Annotated in this window: 34 protein-coding genes; all 34 read right to left on the bottom strand. The window is 47.5% G+C overall.

Annotated features, from left to right (window positions below; all coding sequences use genetic code 11):
* Positions 1-83: 83 nt before the first annotated feature.
* Positions 84-521, bottom strand: a complete 438-nt coding sequence (locus DCMF_RS22500) for a tripartite tricarboxylate transporter TctB family protein (protein WP_148136500.1) — start codon at positions 519-521, stop codon at positions 84-86.
* Entirely contained in the window at positions 518-2,011 is a 1,494-nt protein-coding gene (locus DCMF_RS22495) for a tripartite tricarboxylate transporter permease (RefSeq protein WP_148136499.1), read from the bottom strand. Before DCMF_RS22495 ends, DCMF_RS22500 begins: the two co-directional genes overlap by 4 nt.
* An 83-nt stretch (positions 2,012-2,094) precedes the next feature.
* A complete protein-coding gene (locus DCMF_RS22490; protein WP_148136498.1) occupies positions 2,095-4,401 on the bottom strand; it encodes a xanthine dehydrogenase family protein molybdopterin-binding subunit in 2,307 nt (768 codons plus the stop codon).
* 286 nt (positions 4,402-4,687) lie between these two features.
* The gene (locus tag DCMF_RS22485; protein WP_214658814.1) at positions 4,688-6,115 is read right to left on the bottom strand and encodes a UbiD family decarboxylase; all 1,428 of its coding nucleotides are present in this window, start codon (positions 6,113-6,115) and stop codon (positions 4,688-4,690) included.
* A gap of 223 nt (positions 6,116-6,338) precedes the next feature.
* Positions 6,339-8,231 (bottom strand): sigma 54-interacting transcriptional regulator, encoded by a 1,893-nt coding sequence (locus DCMF_RS22480; protein WP_148136496.1) that lies wholly within the window; start codon positions 8,229-8,231, stop codon positions 6,339-6,341.
* Entirely contained in the window at positions 8,231-9,448 is a 1,218-nt protein-coding gene (locus tag DCMF_RS22475) for an MFS transporter (RefSeq protein WP_214658813.1), read from the bottom strand. The genes DCMF_RS22480 and DCMF_RS22475 overlap by 1 nt, the downstream gene beginning before the upstream one ends.
* Positions 9,415-9,588 carry a hypothetical protein gene (locus tag DCMF_RS29370; protein ID WP_214658812.1) on the bottom strand — a complete coding sequence of 58 codons (174 nt, stop codon included), beginning with the start codon at positions 9,586-9,588 and terminating at the stop codon, positions 9,415-9,417. Before DCMF_RS29370 ends, DCMF_RS22475 begins: the two co-directional genes overlap by 34 nt.
* Before the next feature lie 35 nt (positions 9,589-9,623).
* Positions 9,624-10,016 (bottom strand): 30S ribosomal protein S9, encoded by a 393-nt coding sequence (rpsI, locus tag DCMF_RS22470; RefSeq protein WP_148136494.1) that lies wholly within the window; start codon positions 10,014-10,016, stop codon positions 9,624-9,626.
* Between the two features lie 26 nt (positions 10,017-10,042).
* Entirely contained in the window at positions 10,043-10,465 is a 423-nt protein-coding gene (rplM, locus tag DCMF_RS22465; RefSeq protein WP_214659423.1) for a 50S ribosomal protein L13, read from the bottom strand.
* Positions 10,466-10,674: 209 nt separating this feature from the next.
* The gene (gene truA / locus DCMF_RS22460) at positions 10,675-11,418 is read right to left on the bottom strand and encodes a tRNA pseudouridine(38-40) synthase TruA (protein WP_148136492.1); all 744 of its coding nucleotides are present in this window, start codon (positions 11,416-11,418) and stop codon (positions 10,675-10,677) included.
* A 157-nt stretch (positions 11,419-11,575) separates the two neighbouring features.
* Entirely contained in the window at positions 11,576-12,376 is an 801-nt protein-coding gene (locus tag DCMF_RS22455; protein ID WP_148136491.1) for an energy-coupling factor transporter transmembrane component T family protein, read from the bottom strand.
* Positions 12,373-13,230: an energy-coupling factor transporter ATPase gene (locus tag DCMF_RS22450; RefSeq protein ID WP_148136490.1), complete on the bottom strand. Its 858-nt coding sequence runs from the start codon at positions 13,228-13,230 to the stop codon at positions 12,373-12,375. The genes DCMF_RS22455 and DCMF_RS22450 overlap by 4 nt, the downstream gene beginning before the upstream one ends.
* A complete protein-coding gene (locus DCMF_RS22445) occupies positions 13,215-14,042 on the bottom strand; it encodes an energy-coupling factor transporter ATPase (RefSeq protein WP_236860093.1) in 828 nt (275 codons plus the stop codon). The genes DCMF_RS22450 and DCMF_RS22445 overlap by 16 nt, the downstream gene beginning before the upstream one ends.
* 118 nt (positions 14,043-14,160) lie before the next feature.
* Positions 14,161-14,499 carry a 50S ribosomal protein L17 gene (gene rplQ / locus DCMF_RS22440; protein WP_148136488.1) on the bottom strand — a complete coding sequence of 113 codons (339 nt, stop codon included), beginning with the start codon at positions 14,497-14,499 and terminating at the stop codon, positions 14,161-14,163.
* A gap of 23 nt (positions 14,500-14,522) precedes the next feature.
* Entirely contained in the window at positions 14,523-15,470 is a 948-nt protein-coding gene (locus DCMF_RS22435) for a DNA-directed RNA polymerase subunit alpha (RefSeq protein ID WP_148136487.1), read from the bottom strand.
* Between the two features lie 68 nt (positions 15,471-15,538).
* Complete coding sequence (rpsD, locus tag DCMF_RS22430; RefSeq protein WP_148136486.1) at positions 15,539-16,165, bottom strand: 30S ribosomal protein S4; 627 nt, start codon at positions 16,163-16,165, stop codon at positions 15,539-15,541.
* A 14-nt stretch (positions 16,166-16,179) separates the two neighbouring features.
* Positions 16,180-16,566: a 30S ribosomal protein S11 gene (gene rpsK, locus DCMF_RS22425; RefSeq protein ID WP_148136485.1), complete on the bottom strand. Its 387-nt coding sequence runs from the start codon at positions 16,564-16,566 to the stop codon at positions 16,180-16,182.
* Positions 16,567-16,587: 21 nt separating this feature from the next.
* Positions 16,588-16,959 carry a 30S ribosomal protein S13 gene (gene rpsM, locus DCMF_RS22420; protein WP_148136484.1) on the bottom strand — a complete coding sequence of 124 codons (372 nt, stop codon included), beginning with the start codon at positions 16,957-16,959 and terminating at the stop codon, positions 16,588-16,590.
* A 61-nt stretch (positions 16,960-17,020) separates the two neighbouring features.
* Entirely contained in the window at positions 17,021-17,134 is a 114-nt protein-coding gene (rpmJ, locus tag DCMF_RS22415) for a 50S ribosomal protein L36 (protein WP_148136483.1), read from the bottom strand.
* 103 nt (positions 17,135-17,237) lie between these two features.
* Positions 17,238-17,456, bottom strand: a complete 219-nt coding sequence (gene infA, locus DCMF_RS22410) for a translation initiation factor IF-1 (RefSeq protein ID WP_148136482.1) — start codon at positions 17,454-17,456, stop codon at positions 17,238-17,240.
* Positions 17,457-17,784: 328 nt separating this feature from the next.
* Positions 17,785-18,531, bottom strand: coding sequence for a type I methionyl aminopeptidase (gene map, locus DCMF_RS22405; protein WP_148136481.1), 747 nt, complete (start codon positions 18,529-18,531; stop codon positions 17,785-17,787).
* Positions 18,528-19,181, bottom strand: a complete 654-nt coding sequence (locus DCMF_RS22400) for an adenylate kinase (protein WP_148136480.1) — start codon at positions 19,179-19,181, stop codon at positions 18,528-18,530. The genes map and DCMF_RS22400 overlap by 4 nt, the downstream gene beginning before the upstream one ends.
* A 39-nt stretch (positions 19,182-19,220) precedes the next feature.
* Entirely contained in the window at positions 19,221-20,474 is a 1,254-nt protein-coding gene (secY, locus tag DCMF_RS22395) for a preprotein translocase subunit SecY (protein ID WP_148136479.1), read from the bottom strand.
* A gap of 1 nt (position 20,475) precedes the next feature.
* The gene (gene rplO, locus DCMF_RS22390) at positions 20,476-20,916 is read right to left on the bottom strand and encodes a 50S ribosomal protein L15 (protein ID WP_148136478.1); all 441 of its coding nucleotides are present in this window, start codon (positions 20,914-20,916) and stop codon (positions 20,476-20,478) included.
* Positions 20,917-20,943: 27 nt separating this feature from the next.
* Positions 20,944-21,132, bottom strand: a complete 189-nt coding sequence (rpmD, locus tag DCMF_RS22385) for a 50S ribosomal protein L30 (RefSeq protein ID WP_148136477.1) — start codon at positions 21,130-21,132, stop codon at positions 20,944-20,946.
* 12 nt (positions 21,133-21,144) lie between these two features.
* On the bottom strand, positions 21,145-21,645 hold the full coding sequence (rpsE, locus tag DCMF_RS22380) for a 30S ribosomal protein S5 (protein ID WP_148136476.1): 501 nt from the start codon (positions 21,643-21,645) through the stop codon (positions 21,145-21,147).
* 23 nt (positions 21,646-21,668) lie between these two features.
* Entirely contained in the window at positions 21,669-22,031 is a 363-nt protein-coding gene (rplR, locus tag DCMF_RS22375) for a 50S ribosomal protein L18 (protein WP_148136475.1), read from the bottom strand.
* Between the two features lie 38 nt (positions 22,032-22,069).
* Complete coding sequence (rplF, locus tag DCMF_RS22370; RefSeq protein ID WP_148136474.1) at positions 22,070-22,612, bottom strand: 50S ribosomal protein L6; 543 nt, start codon at positions 22,610-22,612, stop codon at positions 22,070-22,072.
* 68 nt (positions 22,613-22,680) lie between these two features.
* Entirely contained in the window at positions 22,681-23,079 is a 399-nt protein-coding gene (rpsH, locus tag DCMF_RS22365) for a 30S ribosomal protein S8 (protein ID WP_148136473.1), read from the bottom strand.
* 29 nt (positions 23,080-23,108) lie between these two features.
* Positions 23,109-23,294 (bottom strand): type Z 30S ribosomal protein S14, encoded by a 186-nt coding sequence (locus DCMF_RS22360; protein ID WP_148136472.1) that lies wholly within the window; start codon positions 23,292-23,294, stop codon positions 23,109-23,111.
* 34 nt (positions 23,295-23,328) lie between these two features.
* Positions 23,329-23,868 (bottom strand): 50S ribosomal protein L5, encoded by a 540-nt coding sequence (gene rplE, locus DCMF_RS22355; protein WP_148136471.1) that lies wholly within the window; start codon positions 23,866-23,868, stop codon positions 23,329-23,331.
* A 24-nt stretch (positions 23,869-23,892) separates the two neighbouring features.
* Positions 23,893-24,222: a 50S ribosomal protein L24 gene (gene rplX, locus DCMF_RS22350; protein WP_214658811.1), complete on the bottom strand. Its 330-nt coding sequence runs from the start codon at positions 24,220-24,222 to the stop codon at positions 23,893-23,895.
* 35 nt (positions 24,223-24,257) lie between these two features.
* Positions 24,258-24,626, bottom strand: a complete 369-nt coding sequence (gene rplN, locus DCMF_RS22345; protein WP_148136470.1) for a 50S ribosomal protein L14 — start codon at positions 24,624-24,626, stop codon at positions 24,258-24,260.
* A gap of 36 nt (positions 24,627-24,662) precedes the next feature.
* Positions 24,663-24,926 (bottom strand): 30S ribosomal protein S17, encoded by a 264-nt coding sequence (gene rpsQ / locus DCMF_RS22340; protein ID WP_148136469.1) that lies wholly within the window; start codon positions 24,924-24,926, stop codon positions 24,663-24,665.
* Between the last annotated feature and the right edge of the window lie 7 nt (positions 24,927-24,933).

Genomic DNA, 24,933 nt, shown 5'->3' with positions numbered 1-24,933 from the left:
CTTTTTGGGTTTACAACATTTTTTCCAGCCTTCCTCTTTGGTTGGTTGACAAACTCCCCCCCTTCCCCTTTAAGGTTAATTTGTCAAATTAAATTAAGCAGCCCTTTATATAACGGGTAATGCAAGGCTACTCCAAAAAGACCATAGGTAAGGGCAAAGCCAAACAAGGCCATCCCAAAAGCAACCAGAAGCTTTCTTTTCGCTACAAAGCGGATAAAGGCGAATAAAAATAGAGCTACACCTAAACTAATGCCGGTGCAGATAATGATGAAAAAAAGAGCGACCACGCCAAGAAACATCTGATATTGACGTTTCTTTTCTTCTTTTGTTAAAGACGTCGCTTCTTTTTGAGGCTTAAGAAAATCGCTGACCAACAAGACAATCATTAAAATGATCCCAGGAATACCGATGATTAAGGGCAGCAGCTTTGCTTTCGGTGGAAATGTCAAAGACATGATGACGAATAGGCATAAAACCAAAAGGATACCCAAATTGAAAATCTTTTCCCCACTTATTTTCATACCGCTGCACCTGCTTCCTTTTTACCGAATTTCTTTTTGAGGCTAGGATACAAAAGTAATAAAACCGTACAAATTAAAAGAACGAAGCTGATGGGCCGGGTAAAAGGAAAACCTAACCCATACATCATTCTGGCCATTTGGAAGTTGCGTTCGAAGATGGTCCCCAGGACTAAACCAATAATCAGGCAGGCCTCCGAATAGTTGAAACGCCGCATAAAATATCCTATTACCCCAAAGCCCAGGCACAAAAAGACATCGGCTATATTCCCTTTACTGGCAAAGGCGCCTACCACGCCAAACATCACGATCATGGGTGCCAATATGTCCGACGGCACGGAAGTGATTTTGGCTAATTGTCCCGCCAGCAGAAGGCCTATGGCACTGGCAAATAAGCTGGAAAGGGCGATGATCCACATAATGGAGAAAGTCATATCCAAGTGTTCCCTAATCATGGCCGGTCCCGGCTGCAGGCCCAGGATTAAAAAGGCCCCCAGCAATACTGCGGTTGCTTCCCCGCCCGGAATACCCAAAGCTAAAGTAGGGATCATTTGGCCCCCTTCTTTGGCAATATGGGAAGATTCCGGTGCGATCAGCCCTTCTTCTCTTCCCGTGCCGAATGTTTCCGGATTTTTTGAGGTTTGGACGGCATGACCGTAAGCTACCACATTCGCCACAGTGCCTCCCACCCCGGGACAGGCACCGATGAGGGCGCCGATAATACTGCACCGAATAAATAAAAGTTTATGTTTGAAGGGCTGCTTCATTCCCTCCCAAACACCGGCAAAGCTGGTTGATACCTTTGTGGAAGCGATAGAACTACCCTCGACAAAGAGCTTAATCATTTCTCCTACGGCGTAAAGGCCGCAAACGACGGCAATCAAATCGATGCCATCCATAAGAAATACCGAGTCAAAAGTATATCTGGACACACCGGTGACGGGATCTTGACCGATGAAGGAGATTAATAAGCCCAGGATCCCGGAAACCAGACCCTTGATCATTGATTTGCCGCTTAAGGTGACAATTAAGGTTAAGCCCAATAAAGCAACCATAAAAAACTCCGCAGGCTGAAGCGCCAAAATCATGGGCTGCATCACCGGTATAGATAATCCTAAGACAATTACCCCGAACCAGCCCCCCAGGACATTGGACATGGCCGAGATGCCCAGGGCATATCCCGCCCTCCCTTGTTTCGCTAAGGGATGGCCGTCCCAACAGGTGGAAATGCTAAGGGATGTTCCCGGAACATTCAGCAAAATCGCCGTGACAGAACCACCGAAACAAGTTGCTACGTGGGCACCGAGCAGAAAGGAAAATGCCACCGCCGGGGACATGGTAAAAATAAACGGGATCAAAATCGCGAGAGCTTGAATTCCTGATAAACCTGGGATGGCACCAAATACTAACCCTAAAAGAATACCGATGAATTGGTAGATGAATGCATCCGGTTGAAGCGTAAGGCTTAATCCCTGCCACATTGCCTCAATCAAAATAATTCCCTCCCCTGCAAATTTATTACCCTGCCTTAGTTGTCTAAAAAGCTGAGCGTGAGATCACTCCCTGATTGGTTTATTTAAACTTGCTTTTTTATTCCTCTTAAAACTCGTTCCGGGTTTAAAGGTAAATCATTGTAGGCGACGCCAACTGCGTCGTAAACTGCATTTGCGATGGCAGGAGCCGTAGGCGCCAATCCGGGTTCTCCTACCCCTTTTGCCCCATAAGGGCCATCCCTGTGGGGCACTTCCACAATCATGGGAATGAAGAGGGGCATATCCAGCGCCGTAGGGATTTTATAGTCATGAAAATTGGGATTGCGGGTGATTCCGGCATCCACTTTTACCTCTTCCGTGAGCGCTCCTCCTAAACCCATACCCAAGGCTCCCTCAATCTGCTGCAGGCAGGTAACCGGATTAATCGCCTGCCCCACGTCATGGGCCGCCGACAACCTGAGGACTTTAACTTTCCCGGTTTCTATATCGACCTCCACCTCAGCAGCCTGGGCAGCATACATATAATAGGGGACCGCTTTGGGACTTTGGGCGTCCTGATCCATGGCAATCACATCCGGCCGATAGGAAGCCCGGCCGATTAAGGTGCCCCCCCTGGCCCCAAAATATTTGCCGATGGCCTGTTTCAGATTCAGCACCTGATCCGGTTTCTCCCGCACCCAGGCTTTGCCGTTTTTACTTTCCACCTCTTCCATGGTTACCTGAAAAGTCTCAGCCGTAATCCGCTTCAGTTGTTCTAGAATATCTGCGCAGGCCAAACGGATGGCATTACCCATATGGAAAGTAGACCGGCTGGAAGTAGTAGAAGAATCAAAAGGCGTATAATCTGTATCCGGCTGACTGACAGCAACTGCGTTCGTGGGCACGCCCAGTTCCTCGGCAACCATTTGGGCCAGAATGGTATTGGACCCCTGTCCCTGTTCAATCGTACTCATGAGCAATCCCACCGTGCCGTCTTCGTTCACCCGGACGATTGCGGAAGAACTGGACGGTGCTCCCGTTGCTTTATGAATGCACGCGATTCCTTTGCCGCGCCGGATACTTCCATTTTCCCCGCTTTTGGGAGACGGTTTACCCCACTCAATAGCTGCAGCAGCTTTTTCCAGGCATTCCTTTAGACCTACGCTGTGTACTTTTTGCCCGGTCTGGTTTTCATCGCCTTCCTGAAGAATGTTCCTGAGGCGAAATTCCAGGGGATCTATGCCCAGCTGATGGGCGATGGTCTCCATGTGCCTTTCATAAGCCCAGGAAACTTCCTGCACCCCATAGCCCCGAAAAGCCCCGCCGATATTTTTATTGGTATAGACACAATACCCGTCAATGCTGATATGAGGAATGTAATAAGGTCCTGCCGAAGTGTGCCCCCCGTTGCGGCTAATCCTGGGACCACAATCCGCATAGGCCCCGGTATCCCATATCGTTGTTACCTGACGGGCAATAATCTTGCCCTCCTTGGTAAGGCCGCTTTTCAGAGTGGTTTTGGTCGGCCCTTTCACCACCATGGTGGTCAGTTCTTCCGCCCGGGTCATCACAACCTTCACCGGCCGGTTCCCTGTTTTTTGGGCCAGCACCACTGCAATTGGCTCAACCTTCAAATACATTTTTGCCCCAAAAGAACCACCCACAGGAGGGACGATAATGCGGATATCCTTCATGGGAATTTCCAGGGCCTGGGCTAATTCGGTCCGGGAAATATAGGGAGCGGCTGTATTCACCCAAAGGGTATATCTTCCACTCACCGGGTCAGCCTGGGCGATAGCCATATGCGGTTCCATACACATTTGCTCCACCATTTGGGTCGTGTAGGTTTCTTCAATAATATCGTGGGCCAGGGCAAAACCGGCCTCAATATCCCCATGTCTTAATTTAAAGTGGCTGCAGATATTGGTGTTCACGATAGGACGGGCGGCATAGCTGTGAGAGTAGCTCATTAATTCAGGATGCACCAAAGGACTTCCGGCTTCCATAGCAATCTCCGGGTCCAGCAAGGGGGGCAGTTCCTCGTATTCTACCTGGATCAGACTTAAAGCATCTTCCACCGTGTCTAAGTCGACTGCAGCTACGGCTACGACAGGTTCTCCGGCAAAGCGCACAATATCGCGGGCCAGAATCGGCCGGTCCTTGATCGTGGATCCATAGGTATAAGGTAATTCTTGGCCGGTTACAATGGCCTTGACCCCAGGAAGATGGCGTGCCGCCCTGGTGTCTACATTTACAATACGGGCATGAGGATAGGGACTCAACAAGGCTTTTCCGTAAAGCATGCGCGGTAAGACTAAATCTACCCCGTAAATCGTCCTTCCCATCACCTTTTCTTTCGCATCCGTCCTCGTGATGGGCTGCCCGACTGTCTGATACTGCGTTTCTCCCATTTTGCCCTCCTTTTCAAGCTTAGCAGCAGCTTGGTTGAAGCTAGTTCTTAATTCGATGGAGATTCTTTTACTCCACCTGAATTTTGACGCAAGTTCTTAACTTGCTAAGTGGTTTTCTTAGCAAGTTTTAGAACTGCTAATACAGCGTGAGAACTGCGAATGCATGACTTAATAGGCGTTGGACTCCCGCCGTTAGCGGTCAGGGAACACTATTGAGGGCCACTCCTCGTAGAGCGGCTAAGGCAATGTCCCAATTATGGGGGAGACCTACGCCAAGTTAGTCAGGTTAAAAAAGTATGCCTTTCCATTTCTCAAGAAGCCGGGCAGTTTCCTCGGCACCTACTTCCACCACCACCGGGAAATCACCCTTTAATTTTCTGTGATAAGGGATACAGGCATCACAAAGGATGCGGTTATTAAAATTACCGGTTTGCACCAGGGGATCCCGTCCGGAGGACCAAGCCTTCTTGATGATGTCAATATCGTCAACAGGGTCAAAACGGGTGGTCAGCGCCCACATCACCTGATCCATATTAGAAGGATCAATATCCTCATCCACTACAATGACCCATTTGCCGTTGTAGGCTCCGGCCTGGCAGCTGGATGCCACATGGAGGACTTGACGGGCATGGCCGGGATAGCGTTGCTGAATGGAGATTACTAAAAAACGAACACCCATACCTCCTTCATGCTGCCAAACCCCTTTGATGTCAGGTATCCCCGCTAGCCTAAGAGCATCCCAGATCGCGGCGCTCCCGGCCACTGCTTTTAACAACACAGTTTCGTCCACAGGCTTATGCTGGGGCGCACAGCATAAAATCGGCTGATTACGGTGCATAATGGATTTCACCCGGACACAAGGCCTTTTTACCGGTGCGCTGCAATAGTAGCCCATCCACTCGCCAAAGGGTCCTTCGTCCAAGAGGTCACCGGGAGTAATATCGCCTTCAATAACGATTTCCGCATTAGCCGGCACCGGGAAACCGGTATAGACGCCTTTTATCACCGGATAGGGCTCTCCCAGGATGGCTCCGGCATAATCATATTCGGAAACACCCTCCGGAACCTGGCTTGCGGATAACAGGTAAAGCAAAGGATCTTGACCGACGACGATCGCCACTTTCATGGTTTCTCCCCGCTCAAAATACTTGTCGCGGTGAATCCGTCCATGTTTTCCCTCGGTAATCTGGCAGCCGATGGTCGCCGCGTCATAAACCTGAGACCGATAAGTCCCTAAGTTGTACCAGTCCCGGTCCGGATCCTTGGTAATAACGCAGGCAGCCGTACCGATGAACCTGGCTTTGTCTCTCTGATGATGCCTGGGAACAGGAAATTTAAAACAATCAATATCGCCTCCCGTGAGGACATTCTCCAGAATAGGTCCATCTGCCACAAAATGATAGGGAATGGGTTTGATGTTCGTCCATTTGTCTTGGTAAGCCTTTACCAATTTCACCTTATTCTCCGCCTCTTCAAGAGGAATATTCAAAGTGAGGGCAACCCTTTTCAGAGTGGTAAAATGACCATACAAGGTCCGAAAACCACCGGGATACCCCGGTACATCATCAAAAAGCAGCGCGGGAGCCTTGCCTGGATATTTTTCTGCCGTAAGTTCCGTTAATGCCCCCATTTCGCCGTCCCAGGCCGCTCCACTGATTTTTTTTAGTTCACCTATGGCTTCTACTTGTTTTAACCAATCCCTTAAATCACGCACGTCCCCTTCACCATCCTTGATAATTTTTTATTCACCATTCTTTTTGTTGTTTGGTATTCAGATGTCCCCTTCAGCGCTCACCTAATTTTTTCTTTTCAAAGGGTAGATAAAGCAAAAACCGTGCCAATCGTAAAAACCAAACAACTTGAGGCACGGTGCTTCATTTTGCACGAGCTATTTAATTTTTCTGCTCAAAAAACATTACAATTTGGAAGCTATGATTTCATTTTGGAATGTTTTTTAATTTAAGGCGCCGCCAAAGAGTGGTGGTGCTGATCCCTAAGTGCTTCGCCGTCATTTTGCGGTTTCCCCCGTATTGGTCCAGAATCTTGAAAATCACATCGGATTCAAAGGTTTTTAGATCATTTACTTCCTCCACATCACCATATCCCATATTCCATTCCAGCAATTGATCAATCTGTTTTACAGTGAGAATCTTGGTATCCCATAACACCAATGCCCTTTCCACCAGATTCTCCAGCTGTCTCACATTTCCGGGCCAGTGATACCGGCATAATAACGCATCAACCCCTTTTTCTACCCGGGGGCACACTTTTCCTAACTTAGGCGCAGTTTTCTCTAAAAAAAATTGGAATAGAATGGGGATGTCTTCTTTTCTCTCCCGCAAGGGAGGAATCCACAGGGGAAGAACATTGAGCCGGAAAAACAGGTCCTTACGGAATTTTCCCTGTTCCCCTACGCTCTGCAGATTTTTATTTGTGGCGGCGATCACCCGGATATCCACAGGAATTACTTTATCATCGCCGATCCGGATCACCTCTTTTTCCTGTAAAACCCGGAGAAATCGTCCTTGAATATCCAGGGGAACCTCGGTAATCTCGTCTAAAAAAATGCTTCCGCCATGGGCGAGTTCGAAAACTCCCTGCTTTCCCTGACGCCTGGCTCCGGTAAAAGCCCCTTCCGAGTACCCAAACAATTCGCTCTCCAAAAGAGAGGGGGGCAGAGCAGCACAATTGATCGCCACAAAGGGTTTCTTGGCCCGGGGGCTGTTGCGGTGGATGCTTTGGGCAAATATTTCTTTTCCGGTGCCGGACTCTCCCTGAATCAGGACCGCACTCTCCACCCGGCTGTATTTTTTGGCACATGCAATGGTGTATTGAATGGCCTCACTTTCTCCGATAATATTTTCAAAAGTAGATTTTGCCACAAATCCCTGGCTGTGCAGCTTTTTTCTTAACCGGGCTTCCATGTTCTGCAGCTCATATGCTTCTAAAATTGTAGCCACAGCGCCAACGGTCTTACCCGACACCGTAATAGAGACAATTTTCGTTAAATAGGGTTTGTGGTCAAACCAGAGCAGTTCTCCCGCTTCATAATTTTTTTTCCCGGCCAGGACCTGGGCAAACGGCAGGGAAGGATCTACTGTGCGGTAGTGACACCCATGAACCCGGCTGGATTGGCAGGAAAAGATTTTTTCCGCCTTTCGGTTGAACAGGGTCACCAGGCCCTTTGTATCGACGGCAATAATGCCGTCATGGGAAGACCTGAGAATGGTTTCCCAGCGTTCCGCCCGTTCCCGTTCTATTTTCCGGGCCGGAATCAGCCTTGCCGCCTCGGTTAAAGCCTGTTCGATGGATTCACGTCCCGCCCGGATTAAGATCCCCGTCAATCCCAATGTATTGGCCATATTCGTGGCCGTTATTCCCCCCAGGACAATTTTTACCCCATTTTTTTTCAAAGATAATAGTCCTTTTTTTATTTCTTCCAGGTCAAGACGGCTGATCTCAAAATGGACCAAATTGTTTAATCCCAAATAAGCAGCAAGATCCATGCATTTCTCTATCACCCACTTGGAATGGATGATGCCCATAGGTTTGGCATACTGCATCGCCCTGTAGGTAGAATCGATTAAGTCAAATGCTGTTAAGGGAATTTCGATCAAAGGAACCCGGGATAGCTCCACAAGCCTCCGGTAATCAAAGCCCCACCGGGACACCACCACCTCTGTGTCGTCGGGTGAAAGGGTAGTTAACAATTTCTCCCGTTCCAGACCAAACATAACCATGGCATGAATCGGGATATGCAAACCTGCAGAAATTTCCCGGGCTAATTGGGCTGTTTTTTCTTCCGGAGCGATAAACAAGATTTGGCCCATTATGCCTCCTCCTCTCTCCCATATCTGCCCCACCGTCTAATGAACGCACCACCCAACAAAAACATCATTCCCGTAAGGCAAAAAACAAGATAAAAACCGTAATCTACGCCAAATAATCCAATGATGCTTCCCCCAAAAATAGGACCGGCAAAATTTCCCAAAGCATTGGCACTTGCCAAAAAGCCAAATACGGCTCCTCTTTGGGCAAAGGGAGTATGGGTCCCAATCAGAGCATTGGCGGAAGGAAGAATACCCGCTAAAAAAGCCCCTAAGGCAAAACGGAGGATCAGTAACTGCCAGATGTTGTTCACCCAGATTTGACCGATGGTAACCAGGCCCGCTCCTAAGAGACACCAAAACAACACCTGAAAATGGTTGTTTTTGTCTCCAAACCGTCCCAGGATGGGGGCTAAAATCACATTAGAAACAGCCGTAATCATAAAAACATTGGCAATAACCAATTCCAGATTTTTCCCCTCATAAATCGTGGACAAAAAAATCGCTAATTGGGGCTCAATACTTTTATTGGAAAGCTGCGTAATAATAATGATAAAAAACAATGCCATCTGGACCGGTTGTTTTCCAATAATTTTTAAGGCCTCCAGAATCCCTTTACGCTTTTCCTGAGTGGGATTGCCTGAAGGATGACCGGTTCGGGTTTCCGTAACAAAATAAACCAGACCAAACAAGCCCAGGGTAATCAGACCGGCAATGATAAAGCTTCCTTTGAAACCCCAAATGTGCGCCAATACCCCGCCAATGGCCGGTCCGATTAAAAAGCCTGCCATCTGTCCGGTCTGCAGCCACCCTAAGGAATACCCCAATTTTTCTTTCGGCGTTTCCGTGGAAATATAGGCGATGGCGGCGGCATTAAATCCACTGAAACACCCTAATGTCAGCCGCACCAAAAAAAGTTGCAGCGGACTGACCACAATACTCATCATGAGCGTGAAAATGCCAATAGCGAGAATGGACCGGAGGAGCATGGCCTTTCTCCCGTATCGATCGGCTAAAGAACCCCAAATAGGAGAGCAAAGAGACTGGCCTAAAAAATTAGCCGAAGCAATGGCACCGGCCCAAAATGCCACTTGTTTTGGATCACTGACCCCCAACTCCGCGACAAATAATGCTAAATAAGGGAGGACAAAAGTATGGGCTGCGCGGATCACAAACTGGGCAAGTACTACAATAAACAGGTTCCTTTTCCATTTTTCCATGCTTGTTCCCTTTCTAGTATCCATGGATACAATTCTATATTTAACTGTTTCGCGATGATCAAGATAAATCCTGTATCAGAGAGCGATAAAAAAGAAAATAATTTTAGGGAATTTCCTTTCCCATAAAGCGTAAAAGCCATGGACTTTTCTCCATGGCTTTTGCCTTGTTGATATTTTAACGTTTCGAGAACTGGCTTGCTTTACGTGCTTTCTTCAACCCGTACTTTCTTCTTTCCTTCATCCGGGGATCCCGGGTGATAAAGCCGGCTGATTTCAGTTTCGGTCGTAAACCTGCATCGGCCTGAACCAGGGCCCGGGCAATCCCATGCCTGACTGCGCCTGCCTGTCCGGTGGTGCCGCCGCCTTGAACCTTGGCAATTACATTGAACCGGGACAAAGTACCTGTAAGCTCCAAAGGTTGCTTCACAATCATTTCCAGGGTTTTCTTGCCGAAATATTCGTCGAGCTGGCGCTCGTTTACCAACACATTTCCCTCGCCGGGTACAACCCATACTTTTGCGATGGCATTTTTCCGGCGCCCGGTGCCATAATATTTTACCTCTGCCACTGATCGAATCCTCCCTTCAAAAAATCTTAAGATTCAAAGTTCCAAACTTCAGGCTTTTGAGCTGCATGGGGGTGTTCCCCACCGCGATAAATTCTGATTTTGGTCATGATTTTTCTTCCCAAACGGTTATGAGGGACCATCCCTTTTACAGCTTTTTCGATCGCCCGCTCCGGTTTGGTTGCCAACAGAGTTTGATAATCTACCGCTTTTAACCCACCTGGATACCGGGAATGCTGATAGTATTTCTTTTGCTGAAGCTTATTACCGGTAAGCAAAACTTTTTCTGCATTAATTACAATCACATGGTCTCCTGTGTCAATATGTGGGGTAAAAATGGGTTTATGCTTTCCTCGTAACAAGCGGGCCGCTTCAGTCGCTAACCTGCCCAGAGGCTTGTTTGTCGCATCCAGGATATACCACTTTCTCTCTATATCCTTGGGGGTTGCCATAAATGTTTGCACGCTTTTTCCCTCCTTATACCTTGAGTAACATCTATTGTCTCGCCCATAACCAACGGGGCTGAAGATCACAGGCACGCCAATATTCTGCATTAGGTTGGTAATGAATCTTGGATAAACTCACACAAAGTTATTTTAATAAAATAAGCTAAATATGTCAAGAGCCTCTAACCGATGATAAAGGTACCAGAAACTTGGTGCTAATAGTTTACCTCACAGAGCATCAATCCCTGCGGTTCGGCCGTCGGTCCGGCCAGATTTCTATTTTTGGCTTCTATGATCGTTTTTACGTGCTCCGGGGCCCATCTGCCCCGGCCCACATTCACTAAGGTACCTACCATAATGCGCACCATGTTGTATAGGAAGCCATCTGCCGTAACCTCAAAATAAATGTGCTCTTGATCAGAAGATATCCGGCAGGCATGGACCGTTCTGATAAATTTTTTTGCCGGACTGCCTTTGGCGCAAAATGAAGTGAAATCATGGGTTCCCAGGAAAAAACCGGCCCCCGTTTTCATCGCCTCCACATTTAACGGTATGGGCAGATGCAGACTATACCGCCATTCAAAAGCACTCGGTGCCCTTGCCGTTCGAATGGTATAGCGATAGGTCTTTCTAAGCGCACTATACCGGGCATGAAACTGCTCCGGCACCTCCCAGGCCCCCTTTACCACGATATCTGCGGGAAGCAATCCCTTCAGTCCAGGGGGAAATCTCTCCGCAGGAATGGCGCTCGGGGTAAAAAAATTCGCCACCTGGCCCTGGGCGTGAACGCCTGCATCGGTACGCCCGGCAGCAGTTAAGTGTACCTCATGCTGGACCATGGTGCGTAAACTATCTTCTAATAGTCCTTGAATACTTTTTCCGTGGCTTTCCGGCTGTTTCTGCCACCCTACATAATTGGTCCCCTCATATTCGATGAGGAGCTTAATATTTCGCGTCATCCTGCTCTTCCTACCTTTCGGTTCAGTCGAAAGTCAAAAGTCTAAGGTCAAAAGTCACTTATTACTAGCTATTCTGTCTAATCTTCCTCCAAAGCTCTTGGACTCGCTTTCGGACTTAGGCTTTTGACTTTTGACTTTTGGCTTTTAACTTTCGACTTTACGCCAGCCACCTGTAATATCCCATGTAAGCTAAAAAAAGCATGATTACTCCTAAAGATATCCAGTCAAACCATTTCATCACCAGTACCCGCATCCTGGTGCGTCCTTCTCCGCCGTGATAGCCCCGGGCTTCCATGGCCAAGGCCAGCTCTTCCGCTCGTTTAAAGGCGCTGATAAACAAAGGAACCAGCAAGGGCACCAAAACTTTCGCCCTTTTCAGCAGGCTGCCTGAAGAGAAATTAGCCCCGCGGGATACCTGTGCTTTCATAATCTTCTCTGTCTCTTCCAATAATGTGGGGATAAACCGGAGGGCTATGGTCATCATCATGGCCAGTTCGTGGGCCGGAAGGCCTATTTTTTTAAAGGGCCCCAATAGCCGCTCCATCCCATCTGTTAAAGAAACAGGTGTCGTTGTCAGCGTGAGCAAAGAAGATACGCCGATGAGCAGGATCAATCGGATGGACATAAAAATGGCTTGATCCAACCCCTCTTTTGTTAATTTAAGGATTTTCCAGCGCCAAATCTCCGTTCCCGGCGTAAAAAACAGATGAATAAAGGCAGTAATGATCACAAAAATAAAGATGGGCTTCAGACCTCTGAGCAAAATCTTTATCGGCACCCGGGACAAAAATATCAGCAATAGGGAAAAGAGGATGGCGACAAAATAACTGTAATAATCATGGGCAAAAAACAGGGCAATAATGAAAAAAAATACCGCGCTGATTTTGGTCCGGGGATCCAACCGGTGCAGGGGCGATTTTATGGGATAATACTGACCAATACTAAAGTTACTGATCATCGGTTGCCCCCCATCCATTGTGATATTTCCTGAAAAGCCTCGTCTATGGTGATGGCTCTCCCCGGTACCGGCTTACCTCTTTCCTTCAATCTCCGTACCACAGCAGCTGCCGCCGGAATATCCAAGCCGATATTTTTTAGCTCCTGCTCCCGGGCAAAGACTTCCCTGGGCGCGCCATCCAGATATATTTTCCCCCGGTACATCACAATGAGCCTGTTAACTAAACGGGCAATTTCATCCATATTGTGAGAGATCCATACCACTGTTCTGTCGTATTTTTGATATAGCTGTTTGACCAGGCTAATCATCTCTTTCCGTCCCGCCGGATCCAAGCCCGCGGTTGGCTCGTCCAGCACAAGTACGTCAGACTGCATGGCCAGCACCCCTGCCATGGCCACTCTTCTTTTCTGGCCCCCGCTTAAGGCAAAAGGCGACCTGTCTTTAAATTCCTCATAGGACAAGCCTACCCACTCTAAAGACTGTCTGACCAGGGAAGGTAATTCTGCTTCCGGAATATCCAGGTTGCGGGGCCCAAAGGCCACATCCTCATAGACCGTCTCGGCAAAAAGCTGATGCTCTGGATACTGAAATACCAGGCCTACTTTACGGCATAAATCGGCGGGCGGTTTCTTTTTTTCCCAGAGGCTCACGCCGTCAATGGAAATACTGCCTTGGGTAGGCTTCAACAGCCCGTTCAAATGTTGGGCCAAGGTGGACTTACCGGATCCGGTGTGTCCTATCAGACCAATAAACTCCCCTTTGCCGATGTGCATATTGATTTTTTTTAAGGCAGTTTTTTCGTAAGGAGTACCGGGCAGATAGATATAAGAGAGATCTTTTATTTCAATTGACATAAGCTCTCCACCATTTCATTTATCGTCGTGATGCCACCCGACCGGATCCAGCCTTTTTGCTTTAATTTATCCGCCAAAAGGGTAATTTCCGGAACGTCCAGTCCCATTTTCATCAAGGCACCGGACTGGGCGAACACCTCTTTGGGTGTCCCTGTTATTTTTACTTTTCCTTGATCTAAAACTGCTACCCGATGGGCAAAGACTACCTCTTCCATGAAATGGGTAATGTAAACAATGGTTAATTTTAATTCTTGATTCAGGTGACTTAATGTCTTGATCACTTCCTGCCGCCCCTGGGGATCCAGCATGGCAGTTGCTTCATCCATCACCAAATATTCCGGGTTCATAGCTAAGGCCCCGGCAATGGCCACTCTTTGCTTTTGCCCCCCGGAAAGAAGGTGGGGAGCGGACTCACGAAAGTCCATCATTCCTACCACCTGTAAGGCTTGGGCAACCTGTTCGGCAATTTTTTGCGGAGGAAACCCCAGGTTTTCCGGACCGAAAGCCACGTCTTCCTCCACCGTGGTCGCAATCAACTGGTTGTCCGGGTTTTGAAAGACAAAGGCTACCTTCTGGCGGATTTTCCAGATCATGGCAGCATCAGAGGTATCCATTCCTTCCACGGTTACAGTACCTGACTCCGGCAATAGAAGGGCATTGAGATGACGGGCTAAAGTTGATTTTCCCGAACCGTTGGGTCCGATAATCGCCAGCCACTCCCCTTTTTTAATGTCCAAATTCACCTCATCTAAGGCCTTTGTTTCACCCTTTTGTGTTTTATATGCATACGAAAGGCTCTTAATGGAAATCAAGCTTCTCCCCTCCAGCAGCCCGAAATTGATGCATCCTTTGAATGAAAAAGTAAAGCCAGGAACCTGCCTCCTGACTCTTACTTCGATAAAAATATGGGGTTCCGCACTTAAACGCTAATTAAACCAATTCCACCAGAACCATTTGAGCTGAATCCCCCCGCCGCTGCTCCAGCTTCACAATGCGCAGGTATCCTCCTGGCCGGTCCTGGTAACGAGGGGCTGTAGTAGCAAACAATTTTGTGACCACATCTTCGTCCATCAAATAGGACAAAGCCAGGCGCCGGGAATGGAGATCTCCCCTTTTGCCCAGAGAAATCATTTTTTCGGCGATGCTTTTTAATTCCTTCGCCTTTGGTTCCGTGGTTTCAATACGTCCTTTATCCAGTAATGAAGTGACAATGTTTCTGAACATTGCACGACGGTGGCTGCTGGTTTTTCCCAGTTTACGATATGCCATGTCTAAACCTCCTTTGCCTGAGATTATTCGTCGCTCTTTCTTAAACTGAGTCCCAGTTCCTTTAATTTCTCCTGAACTTCCTCCAAGGACTTCCGGCCCAAATTCCGGACTTTCATCATATCCTCTTCTGTGCGCTGAATGAGTTCCTGCGCCGTATTGATTCCCGCCCTTTTCAGGCAGTTATAGGAGCGTACCGACAAATCCAATTCCTCAATGGTCAATTCCAAAAGCTTGTCTTTCTTTTCTTCCTCTTTTTCCACCATGGTGATTTCGTCGGAAATGGACTCAGTTAGACCAATAAATAATTTTAGGTGATCATTTAATATCTTGGCACTGGAACTGATTGCTTCATCAGGAGCGATGGTCCCATCCGTCCAGACTTCCAAAGTAAGCTTATCATAGTCTGTTTGTTGACCTACCCGGGTATCTTCCACATGATAATTCACTTTTGTCACCGGCGAAAACAAAGAGTCTACCGGGATGATCCCTATGACATGCCCCTCTTTTTTATTCTTTTCTGCGGAAACGTAACCCCGGCCTTTCTCTACGGTAATTTCCATAAACAGATGGCCGGAATCGTCTAAGGTGGCAATGGGATGATCCGGATTTAAAATTTCCACATCCAAATCCCCTTTAATATCACCGGCGGTAACCTGACCAGGCCCGTCAACTTCAATATAGACTTGTTGCGGCTCATCAGAGTACATCTTTACAGAAAGGCCTTTTAACTGGAGGATAATATCCGTGGTATCCTCTACTACTCCTGGAATAGTAGAGAACTCGTGCAACACCCCGTCAATTTTTACGGCCGTAACCGCTGCACCGGGGAGAGAAGACAAAAGCACCCGGCGGAGAGAATTGCCCAAGGTAATACCATAGCCTCTTTCCAAAGGTTCTACCACAAATTTTCCATACGTTTTGTCGCTCGCCATCTCGATGCACTGAATTTTGGGCTTTTCAATCTCTAACATTTATTCGCCCTCCTTCTTGGACACCCGATCTAAAATATCCATCAAAATAAACCCTTTTCTCATCACAATTAACGTGAATACAACTCTACGATCAGATGTTCTTCAATTGGTACGTCAATATCCTCCCTGGATGGTAGTGCTACCACCTTCCCTACCAGCTGATCCTTATCCATTTCCAGCCAGGCAGGGGTCGTTTTATGCGCAGCCAATTCACTGATCTCAGCAATTTTGGGAGATTTTCTGCTGCTTTCGCTCACAGCAATTTGCTCACCTACCCGAACAATAAAAGAAGGTATATTCACATGGCGCCCGTTGACGGTAAAGTGCCCATGCCGTACCAGCTGTCTGGCTTCCACCCGAGAATTGGCAAAGCCTAAACGGTAAACCACATTATCCAAACGGCACTCTAATAAGCGCAACAGATTCTCCCCTGTGACCCCTTTTTGTCGTTCAGCTTTTTCAAAATAGTTGCGGAACTGGTTTTCCAAAATACCATAAATTCTCCGCGCTTTTTGTTTTTCCCGGAGCTGAATTCCGTATTCAGACGTCTTTTTGCGGGATTGACCGTGCTGTCCCGGTGCATAGGCTCTTTTTACCACCGCACATTTATCTGAATAGCATCGATCGCCTTTAAGATACAGTTTGGTCCCTTCCCGCCGACATAACCTGCACACTGGCCCTGTATATCTTGCCATCTACACTGTACCTCCTATACTCTTCTTCTTTTCGGTGGTCTGCAACCATTATGAGGTATGGGAGTAACATCCTTAATCATGCTTACTTCCAAGCCGGCTGCCTGTAATGATCGAATTGCGGCTTCACGGCCCGCGCCAGGACCCTTCACCAAACATTCCACATGTCTCATGCCGTGTTCCATAGCTTCTTTGGCACAAGTCTCTGCCGCCATTTGAGCCGCAAAGGGGGTGCTCTTTCTCGATCCCTTAAATCCCATTGACCCGGCACTGGACCAGGAAATGGCATTCCCTACTTTGTCTGTAATCAAAACCAAGGTGTTATTAAAAGTTGACTGAATATGGGCCACTCCATACTCAACATTTTTTCGTTCCTTTTTCCTGCGTGTTTGTCTTCGCGCCAATTCTCACCGGCCTCCTTTCCATTACTTCTTACGTTTTACTCCTACCGTCCGCTTGGGACCTTTTCGGGTCCGGGCGTTGGTTTTTGTCTTTTGTCCCCGCACCGGAAGACCCCGGCGGTGACGAATGCCCCGGTAACATCCGATTTCCATGAGACGCTTAATATTTAACGCAATCTCCCGTCGAAGATCGCCTTCCACCTGGCAAGTCTTATCAATAATTTCCCTGATCCGGCCTACCTCATCCTCCGTAAGGTCACGCACCCGGGTATCGGGATTGACTCCTGCCTGGGTAAGCACTCTCTGAGAAGTTGAAAGGCCTATGCCGTAAATATAGGTAAGCGCAATTTCCGCCCGTTTATCCCGGGGTAGATCCACGCCAGCAATACGTGCCATGTAACTTATGCACCTCCATTAATTTAATCGAAGCCTCAAAATAATGCTTTGCGTCGTGTGACTAGCCCTGCTTCTGCTTATGCTTGGCGTTTTCGCAAATCACCATTACTTTGCCTCTCCGTTTGATAATTTTACATTTTTCACAAATCGTTTTCACCGAAGCTCTGACTTTCAACGTTGACCCCCCTTTACACGGATTAGGTACGTATTTCATATCGATCTAAATAATTCATAAATTAATTTATTTTACGTTTTATAAAATCAAATTAATGAGAAACTTATTTATACCGATAGATAATCCGACCTCTTTTTAAATCGTAGGGACTTACTTCCACAATCACCTTATCTCCAGGAAGAATCCGAATAAAATTCATGCGAATCTTTCCGGATACATGGGCCAATACCCGATGTCCGTTTGCCAGCTCTACCGTAAACATGGCGTTTGGCAGAGGCTCAATCACGGTACCTTCAACCTCTATGGCATCTTGCTTTGACATCCGCTTACCAACCTCCTTGTACCTCAACCCTGATTCTTCAGTCAACCTTAGACTCCTTTAGATACCTTTTAATTTCCTGGTCGCATGGTGCAACACCTTTTTGTATTTTCTCCGCGATTTCTCGTGCAATCATTTTTGTAACCTGAACATGGCAAAGATTTTTTTTCTTGGGATTGTTTAACAGTCTTTTGTCCCCATCAACCAAGAAAACCGACTTTTGTTCCGGTGATATCCTAGAAACGAGAAAATACCTGCCTTGATCGCGCCCGGATTTGGATTTTACTATCTGGCCAACCATGATCCTCTTTTCCATACCATTTACCTCACTTTAAAGCTTCGTCAAAATTTCCGGATCTGACGCCGTGATGGCAATTGTATGTTCAAAGTGGGCCGAACACTGTCCGTCTTCCGTAACCACCGTCCAGTTGTCCAGTAAAGTCCTTACTTTATAGGTACCCATGTTGACCATAGGCTCAACGGCAAGCGTCATGCCTTTCGCCAGCCTGGGGCCGTGCCCCGGCCTACCAAAATTAGGTATTTGGGGCTCTTCATGCATCTCTCTTCCGATACCATGGCCTACATAGTCGCGCACGACGGAAAAGCCCTGCTTTTCTACAAAGGTTTGAATCGCGTGGGAGATATCACTGAGGCGATTCCCCGGTATCGCATACTTGATTCCTTCCCAGAAGCTTTTCTCGGTAACCTGGAGCAATCGTAATTTTTCCTCCGAGACTATGCCGATGGGGTGAGTCCTGGCGGCATCCCCATAATATCCATTTTTTACCGCCCCGATGTCAATACTAATAATATCTCCACTTTCCAATTTCCTTAAACCTGGTATGCCGTGAACGACCTCATCGTTAACAGAGGCACAAATCGTGGCCGGAAAACCGTTATAGCCTTTGAATGCGGGAATTGCCCCTCTGCTTCGGATATACTCTTCCGCTGCTTCATCCAAATCCTTGGTGGTAATGCCTGGATGAATCATCTTGGCCAATAACTGATGGGTTTCCGCGACGATGCGCCCTGCTTCTCTCATCAAATCCACTTGTTTGTCAGATTTAAGTGTAATCACGCCCAATTTCTCCCCAGGTTTTTGCCGATATCCCCCAAAACCTGATCAATCGGCTGGTCACCGTTAATCGTTTTGAGAATACCCTTGGTCCCATAGAATTCAATGAGAGGAGCTGTTTGCTGTTCATAAACGTTTAACCTGTTCACAACCGTTTCCTCGCTGTCGTCCGCCCGCTGGTAAAGTTCTGCCCCGCATTTATCACATTTGTCTTGCTGGAGAGGCGGATTAAAAATTAAATGATAGGTAGCCCCGCATGTTTTGCACACGCGCCGGCCCGTTAATCGGCCCACCAGCTTCTCTTTGGGAACTTCAATATTAATCACGGCATCCAAGGTCAAATTCATCTCTTGCAAAATATGGTCCAATGCTTCAGCCTGGTTCACGGTACGGGGAAAGCCGTCCAGCAAAAATCCCCCGGCACAATCTGCCTGAGAAATCCTTTCTTTGACGATCCCAATGGTCACCTCATCGGGAACCAGTTGTCCTGCATCCATATACTCCTTGGCTTTTTTCCCCAGTCCGGTCCCTTCCTTAATGGCTTTGCGAAACATATCGCCTGTGGAAATGTGGGGAATCGCAAGCTTTTCGATCAGGGTTTCCGCTTGGGTACCCTTACCTGCCCCAGGGGGGCCCAAAAGAATCAGACGCATTTTTTATTTCCCCTCCTTGTTATACCGGTTACACCCTCATTATTTCATAAATCCCTGGTAATGCCGCATCAACAAATGGGACTCCAATTGTTTCATGGTCTCTAACGCTACGCCGACACAAATCAGCAATGACGTGCCGCCAAAATAAAGGTTTAAACCGGTGATCGCCATAACCAGATTCGGCAGGAGCGCAATAAAAGCCAGAAAAACAGCACCTGCTAAGGTAATACGGGTCAGGACACGGTCAATATATTCCGCTGTAGGTTTTCCCGGACGCAATCCCGGAATGAAGCCCCCGTATTTTTTCATGTTGTCTGCGACATCAGTGGGATTGAAAGTAACCGCAGTATAAAAATAGGTAAAAAAGATAATGAGCAAACTGTACAGCAGCATGTAAACAGGATGCCTAAAACTTAACACGTGCGATATCCACGCAGCCACCCCATTATTAGGAAAGAATCCGGCAATCGTGGTGGGAAACATGAGAATCGACATGGCAAAGATCACGGGAATAACCCCTGCCTGATTGACCTTGAGAGGGATATGGGTGCTTTGCCCTCCATACACTTTACGTCCCACTACTCGTTTCGCATACTGAACAGGAATCCGCCTCTGGCCCTCGTGCATGGCCACCACGCCTGCAATAATCACCACGGCAATGACCAGGAAAGCAAGGACGGCAAAAATATTGGTTTCCCCTTGCTTCAAATATTGGACCATGGTATTAATTCCTGAAGGTAGTCGGGAAACAATCCCGGCAAAAATAATCAACGAGATCCCATTTCCAATACCCTTTTCCGTAATCAGCTCGCCCATCCACATCAGAAATGCCGTTCCTGCGGTCAGTGTGATGGCAATCACCGCATAGGAAAAGAAGTTGGGATGTACCAGCGCTCCTTTGAGATAAAAGGACATTCCTACGGCCTGAAGAAAGCCTAAAACGACGGTGCCGTACCTGGTAAACTGGACCATCTTTTTTCTTCCTTCTTGGCCTTCTTTGGCCAGCTTTTCGAAATAGGGAACAACCACCGTCAACAGCTGCATGATGATAGACGCATTAATATAAGGCATGATCCCCATTGCGAACACCGTAAATTTCTTAAAGGCTCCCCCGGATACCACATCGATAAACCCGAAAATATTTTGGTTCAGTAAACCTTTCAAAGCCTCCGAATCAACGCCCGGTACCGGAATGTGCGCCCCGATCCTGAAGACGAGAAACATTCCCATCGTAAAAAGGATCTTTCTCCGTAATTCATCCAGCTTCCATGCGCTCTGCAGAGTTGACAGCACCCTAAATCACCTCTACTTTTCCACCAGCGGCAGCAATCTTTTCTGCGGCTGATTTACTGCACCCATGAACTTGAACCGTGAGTGCTTTCTCAATTTCTCCATTCGCAAGTACTTTCACGCCATCCTTGACAGATTTAATAATACCTGCTTCCACCAGTAATTCCGGAGTAACTGTGGTCCCCTGTTCAAACAGGTTGAGATCATCCAGATTCACATTGACAATTTCTTTCTTAAAGATATTTGTGAATCCCCTCTTGGGCAACCGGCGATGCAAAGGCATTTGTCCGCCCTCAAAACCTGGCCGCACCCCACCGCCGGACCGGGCTTTCTGGCCTTTGTGTCCCCGGCCTGAGGTCTTGCCTAAGCCGGAGCCGATCCCTCTTCCTACCCTGGTAGCTTTGGGCTTTGATCCTGGAGCAGGTCTTAACTCGCTTAGATTCATCGTTACACCTCCCTCGGAAATGTGTTGTTATGCTTCAATTTCTTCCACTCTGACCAGGTGTGGTACGGTATTGATTTTACCACGAATATCCGGTGTATCCTTTTGGATTGCCCAACTGTTCAATTTCCCCAATCCCAGAGACTTCACGGTTTCCCGCTGACTTTTCTCATAACCGATCAAACTTTTTACAAGGGTGATTTTCAATTGCTTAGCCACGTCATATCCCCCCTAGCCCAACAATTCTTCTACGGATTTGCCCCGCAATTTTGCCACTTCTTCCGCTTTTTTCAGGGATTTGAGTCCTTCCATGGTAGCCTGGACCATATTAATGGCATTATTGGAACCCAGTGACTTGGTTAAAATATTTCTCATGCCGGCCAACTCCAGCACCGCACGTACAGGACCTCCGGCAATTACGCCGGTACCTTCTGCGGCAGGTTTCAATAGAACTTTCCCGGCCCCAAAGTTTCCCACGACCTCATGGGGAATGGTGGCATTAACCAGGGGCACATTAATCATATTCTTCTTGGCATCTTCAATACCCTTGCGAATCGCTTCAGGTACTTCTCCAGCCTTTCCTAAACCGGCGCCCACGGTACCTTGGCCGTCTCCCACGACTACCAGGGCACTAAAGCTAAAGCGCCGACCACCCTTTACGACCTTGGCAACCCGGTTAATATTAACCACTTTTTCGCTCAGCTCCAGGTTACTTGCGTTAATTCTTGTCATCAATTTCCCTCCTTTTCCCGAAATTAAAATTCCAGGCCGCCTTCCCTAGCACCTTCGGCTAATGCGGCGATTCTGCCATGATAAATTAAGCCGCCTCGATCAAAAACCACGTTTTTGATCCCTTTTGCCAAAGCTTTCTGCGCCGTGAGCATTCCTACCTTTTTAGCTGCTTCTTTATTGCCGCCGAACTGCCCTTTTAAATCAGGATCCAGGGTGGAGGCTGCGACCAAAGTAACACCTTTTTGATCATCGATAATTTGAGCATAAATATGTTTAGCGCTGCGGTACACTGCTAACCGGGGAAATTCCGCCGTCCCGGTGATTTTTTTCCTGATGCGCAGATGCTTCTTTGTACGGATGGCTTTTCGGTCAATCCTTTTATACAACGCTGGTCACTCCCTTCCTTAAACGAGTCGGGCTCACATTACTTTTTAACTCCCGCTTTTCCGGCTTTCCGCTTGATCCGTTCCCCTTCATACTTGATCCCTTTCCCCTTGTATGGTTCAGGCTCACGTACCGCCCGGATATTTGCCGCAAATGCGCCCACCTTTTCCTTATCGATTCCCAATACGGAAATCTTTGTGGGAGCCGGCACCTCAACGCTTAAATCAGCGCCGGGATCCATTTCCACCGGGTGGGAATATCCTACGTTGAGAACAAGTTTATTCCCTTGTTTCGACGCCCGGTAACCAACTCCTACCAATTCCAGTTTTTTTTCAAATCCTTTTGTGACGCCGGTAACCATATTGTTCAACAGAGCCCGGGTTAAACCGTGCAGGGACCGGTGATTCTTACTGTCGGAAGGCCTGGTTACCAAAATTTTACCTTCTTCCAGCTGAATGGAAATCTCAGGATGGAATTCTCGCACCAGATGCCCTTTCGGTCCTTTTACTTTCACAGTATTCCCGTCCAACTCTACATGAACTCCCGCAGGAACTATAATGGGCATTCTTCCAATTCTGGACATGTTCACACCTCCTATGCAAAACTAATCCGCAACTTTTTGTGCCAAATACAAGATTCATCTTGCCGTGCTTACCATACGTAGCAAATTACCTCTCCACCCAAGCCTTCTTTGCGGGCTTGCTTATCGGTCATTAAGCCTTTGGAAGTGGAAACTACAGCAATGCCAAGACCACCTAACACTTTAGGCACTTGATCTCTCTTTGCATAAACTCTTAAACCGGGTTTGCTGATTCTTTTTAACCCGGTAATTACCTTTTCCCTGTTTGCTCCATACTTCAGGTAAAGTCTCAGGATTCCTTGCTTGCCGTCTTCGACAAATTCGACATCTTTAATAAATCCCTCTTCTTTCAGGATGTCGGCTAATCCTTGCTTGGTCCTGGACGCAGGGATTTCTACCTTATCCTGATACACTGTATTGGCATTGCGGATTCTGGTTAAGAAATCGGCAATCGGATCTGTCATAACCATTATTTAACTACCTCCTTCCATGGCATCCCTTACCAACTAGACTTCGTGACACCGGGGATTTCCCCTTTATACGCTAGGTGCCGGAAGCAAATACGGCACATTCCGAATTTACGCATATACGCATGAGGACGACCGCAGATCTGACAGCGATTATATCCTCTCACGCTGAATTTCGGCTGACGCTGCTGCTTGGTGATCATTGATTTTTTAGCCACATTTTTCCCTCCTTATTTGAAATGGTTGGGATGGCTATGCTTGAAAAGGCATTCCCATTAACCTTAAAAGTTCCCGACATTCTTCATCTGTGCGGGCCGATGTGACAAACCCCACTTCCATACCGCGCAGTTTGTCAATTTTGTCATATTCTATTTCCGGAAAGATCAATTGTTCCTTTAACCCCAGGGTATAATTGCCTCTGCCGTCAAAAGCCTTGGGCGATACACCTTTAAAGTCGCGCACCCGAGGAAGGGAAACAGAAATCAGCTTGTCGATAAATTCATACATACGGTCGCCGCGCAGGGTCACTTTGCACCCGATGGGCATTCCCGTTCTCACCTTAAAGGCGGCAATGGATTTTTTCGCCCGGGTGATCACCGGTTTTTGTCCTGCAATGGCAGTTAAATCATGAACGGCCGCATCCAGTGCTTTGGGATTTTGGATTGCTTCTCCTAAACCCATGTTAATGACAACCTTTTCCATCTTGGGAATTTCCATCACATTTTTATATCCAAACTTTTCCTGAAGAGCAGGCCGGATTTCTTTTACGTACTTTTCTTTCATTCTTGCCACAGAAAGAACCTCCTTTCTCCGGAATTACTTTTCAAATACTTCACCACAATGTTTGCATTGACGCAGAAACGCACCGTTTGGCATTTCTTTTTTGGCAATTTTTGTGGGCTTGTTGCACTTGGGGCAAAAAAGCATCACATTGGAACTGGCCATTGCAGCCTCTTTCTCCACAATACCGCCTTGGGGAGCCGCCTGGGTAGGTTTGGTATGACGTTTCACGATATTCATCCCTTCCACGATGACCCGGCTTTTTTTCGGCTGCACTTCCAGAATCTTGCCTTTCTTTCCGGCATCTTTACCGGTGATCACTAAAACGGTGTCGCCTTTTTTCACATGCACCTTAGGATTTGCCAATTCGCTTCACCTCCCATTGTCTCACAAGCCTGAGATTATAATACTTCCGGCGCTAAGGAGACAATTTTCATAAAATTCTTTTCCCGAAGTTCCCGGGCGACCGGGCCAAAAATACGGGTTCCTCTAGGCTGCCCGGCATCATTGATGATGACGCCGGCATTCTCGTCAAATCGAATATAGGAGCCGTCAGGGCGTTTAATCTCTTTGTGCGTGCGGACAACAACCGCTTTCACTACCTCACCCTTCTTAACAACGCCCCCAGGTGTCGCTTCTTTAACCGAACAAATAATAATATCGCCCACCGTAGCATAACGCCGTTTTGAGCCGCCAAGAACTTTAATGCAAAGAAGTTCTTTTGCACCGGTGTTGTCTCCGACTTTTAATCTGGTTTCGGCTTGTATCATGAACGCCGCCCCCTTTCTTTCCCGCAAATTACCTTCTTATACAATTGGTGCTTTTTCCATAATCTCCACCACTCTCCAGCGTTTCTCCTTGGACAGCGGTCTGGTTTCCATGATCCTCACCTTATCCCCGATGCGGGATTCATTATTCTCATCATGGGCTTTAAACTTTTTACTTTGTTTGATAATACGGCCGTAAAGCGGATGACGCACCCGCGTTTCTACACGAACCACAACTGTTTTGTCCATTTTATCGCTCACCACATGGCCGATACGCGTTTTCCGGGTTGTTCTCTCGGTCAAAGTACCT

The organism is Candidatus Formimonas warabiya (assembly GCF_002777255.1).
Classification (GTDB): Bacteria; Bacillota; Dehalobacteriia; order Dehalobacteriales; family Dehalobacteriaceae; genus Formimonas; species Formimonas warabiya.
Note: the sequence above shows the minus strand (reverse complement) of the source record. Positions and strands in the feature narration are given on the sequence as shown.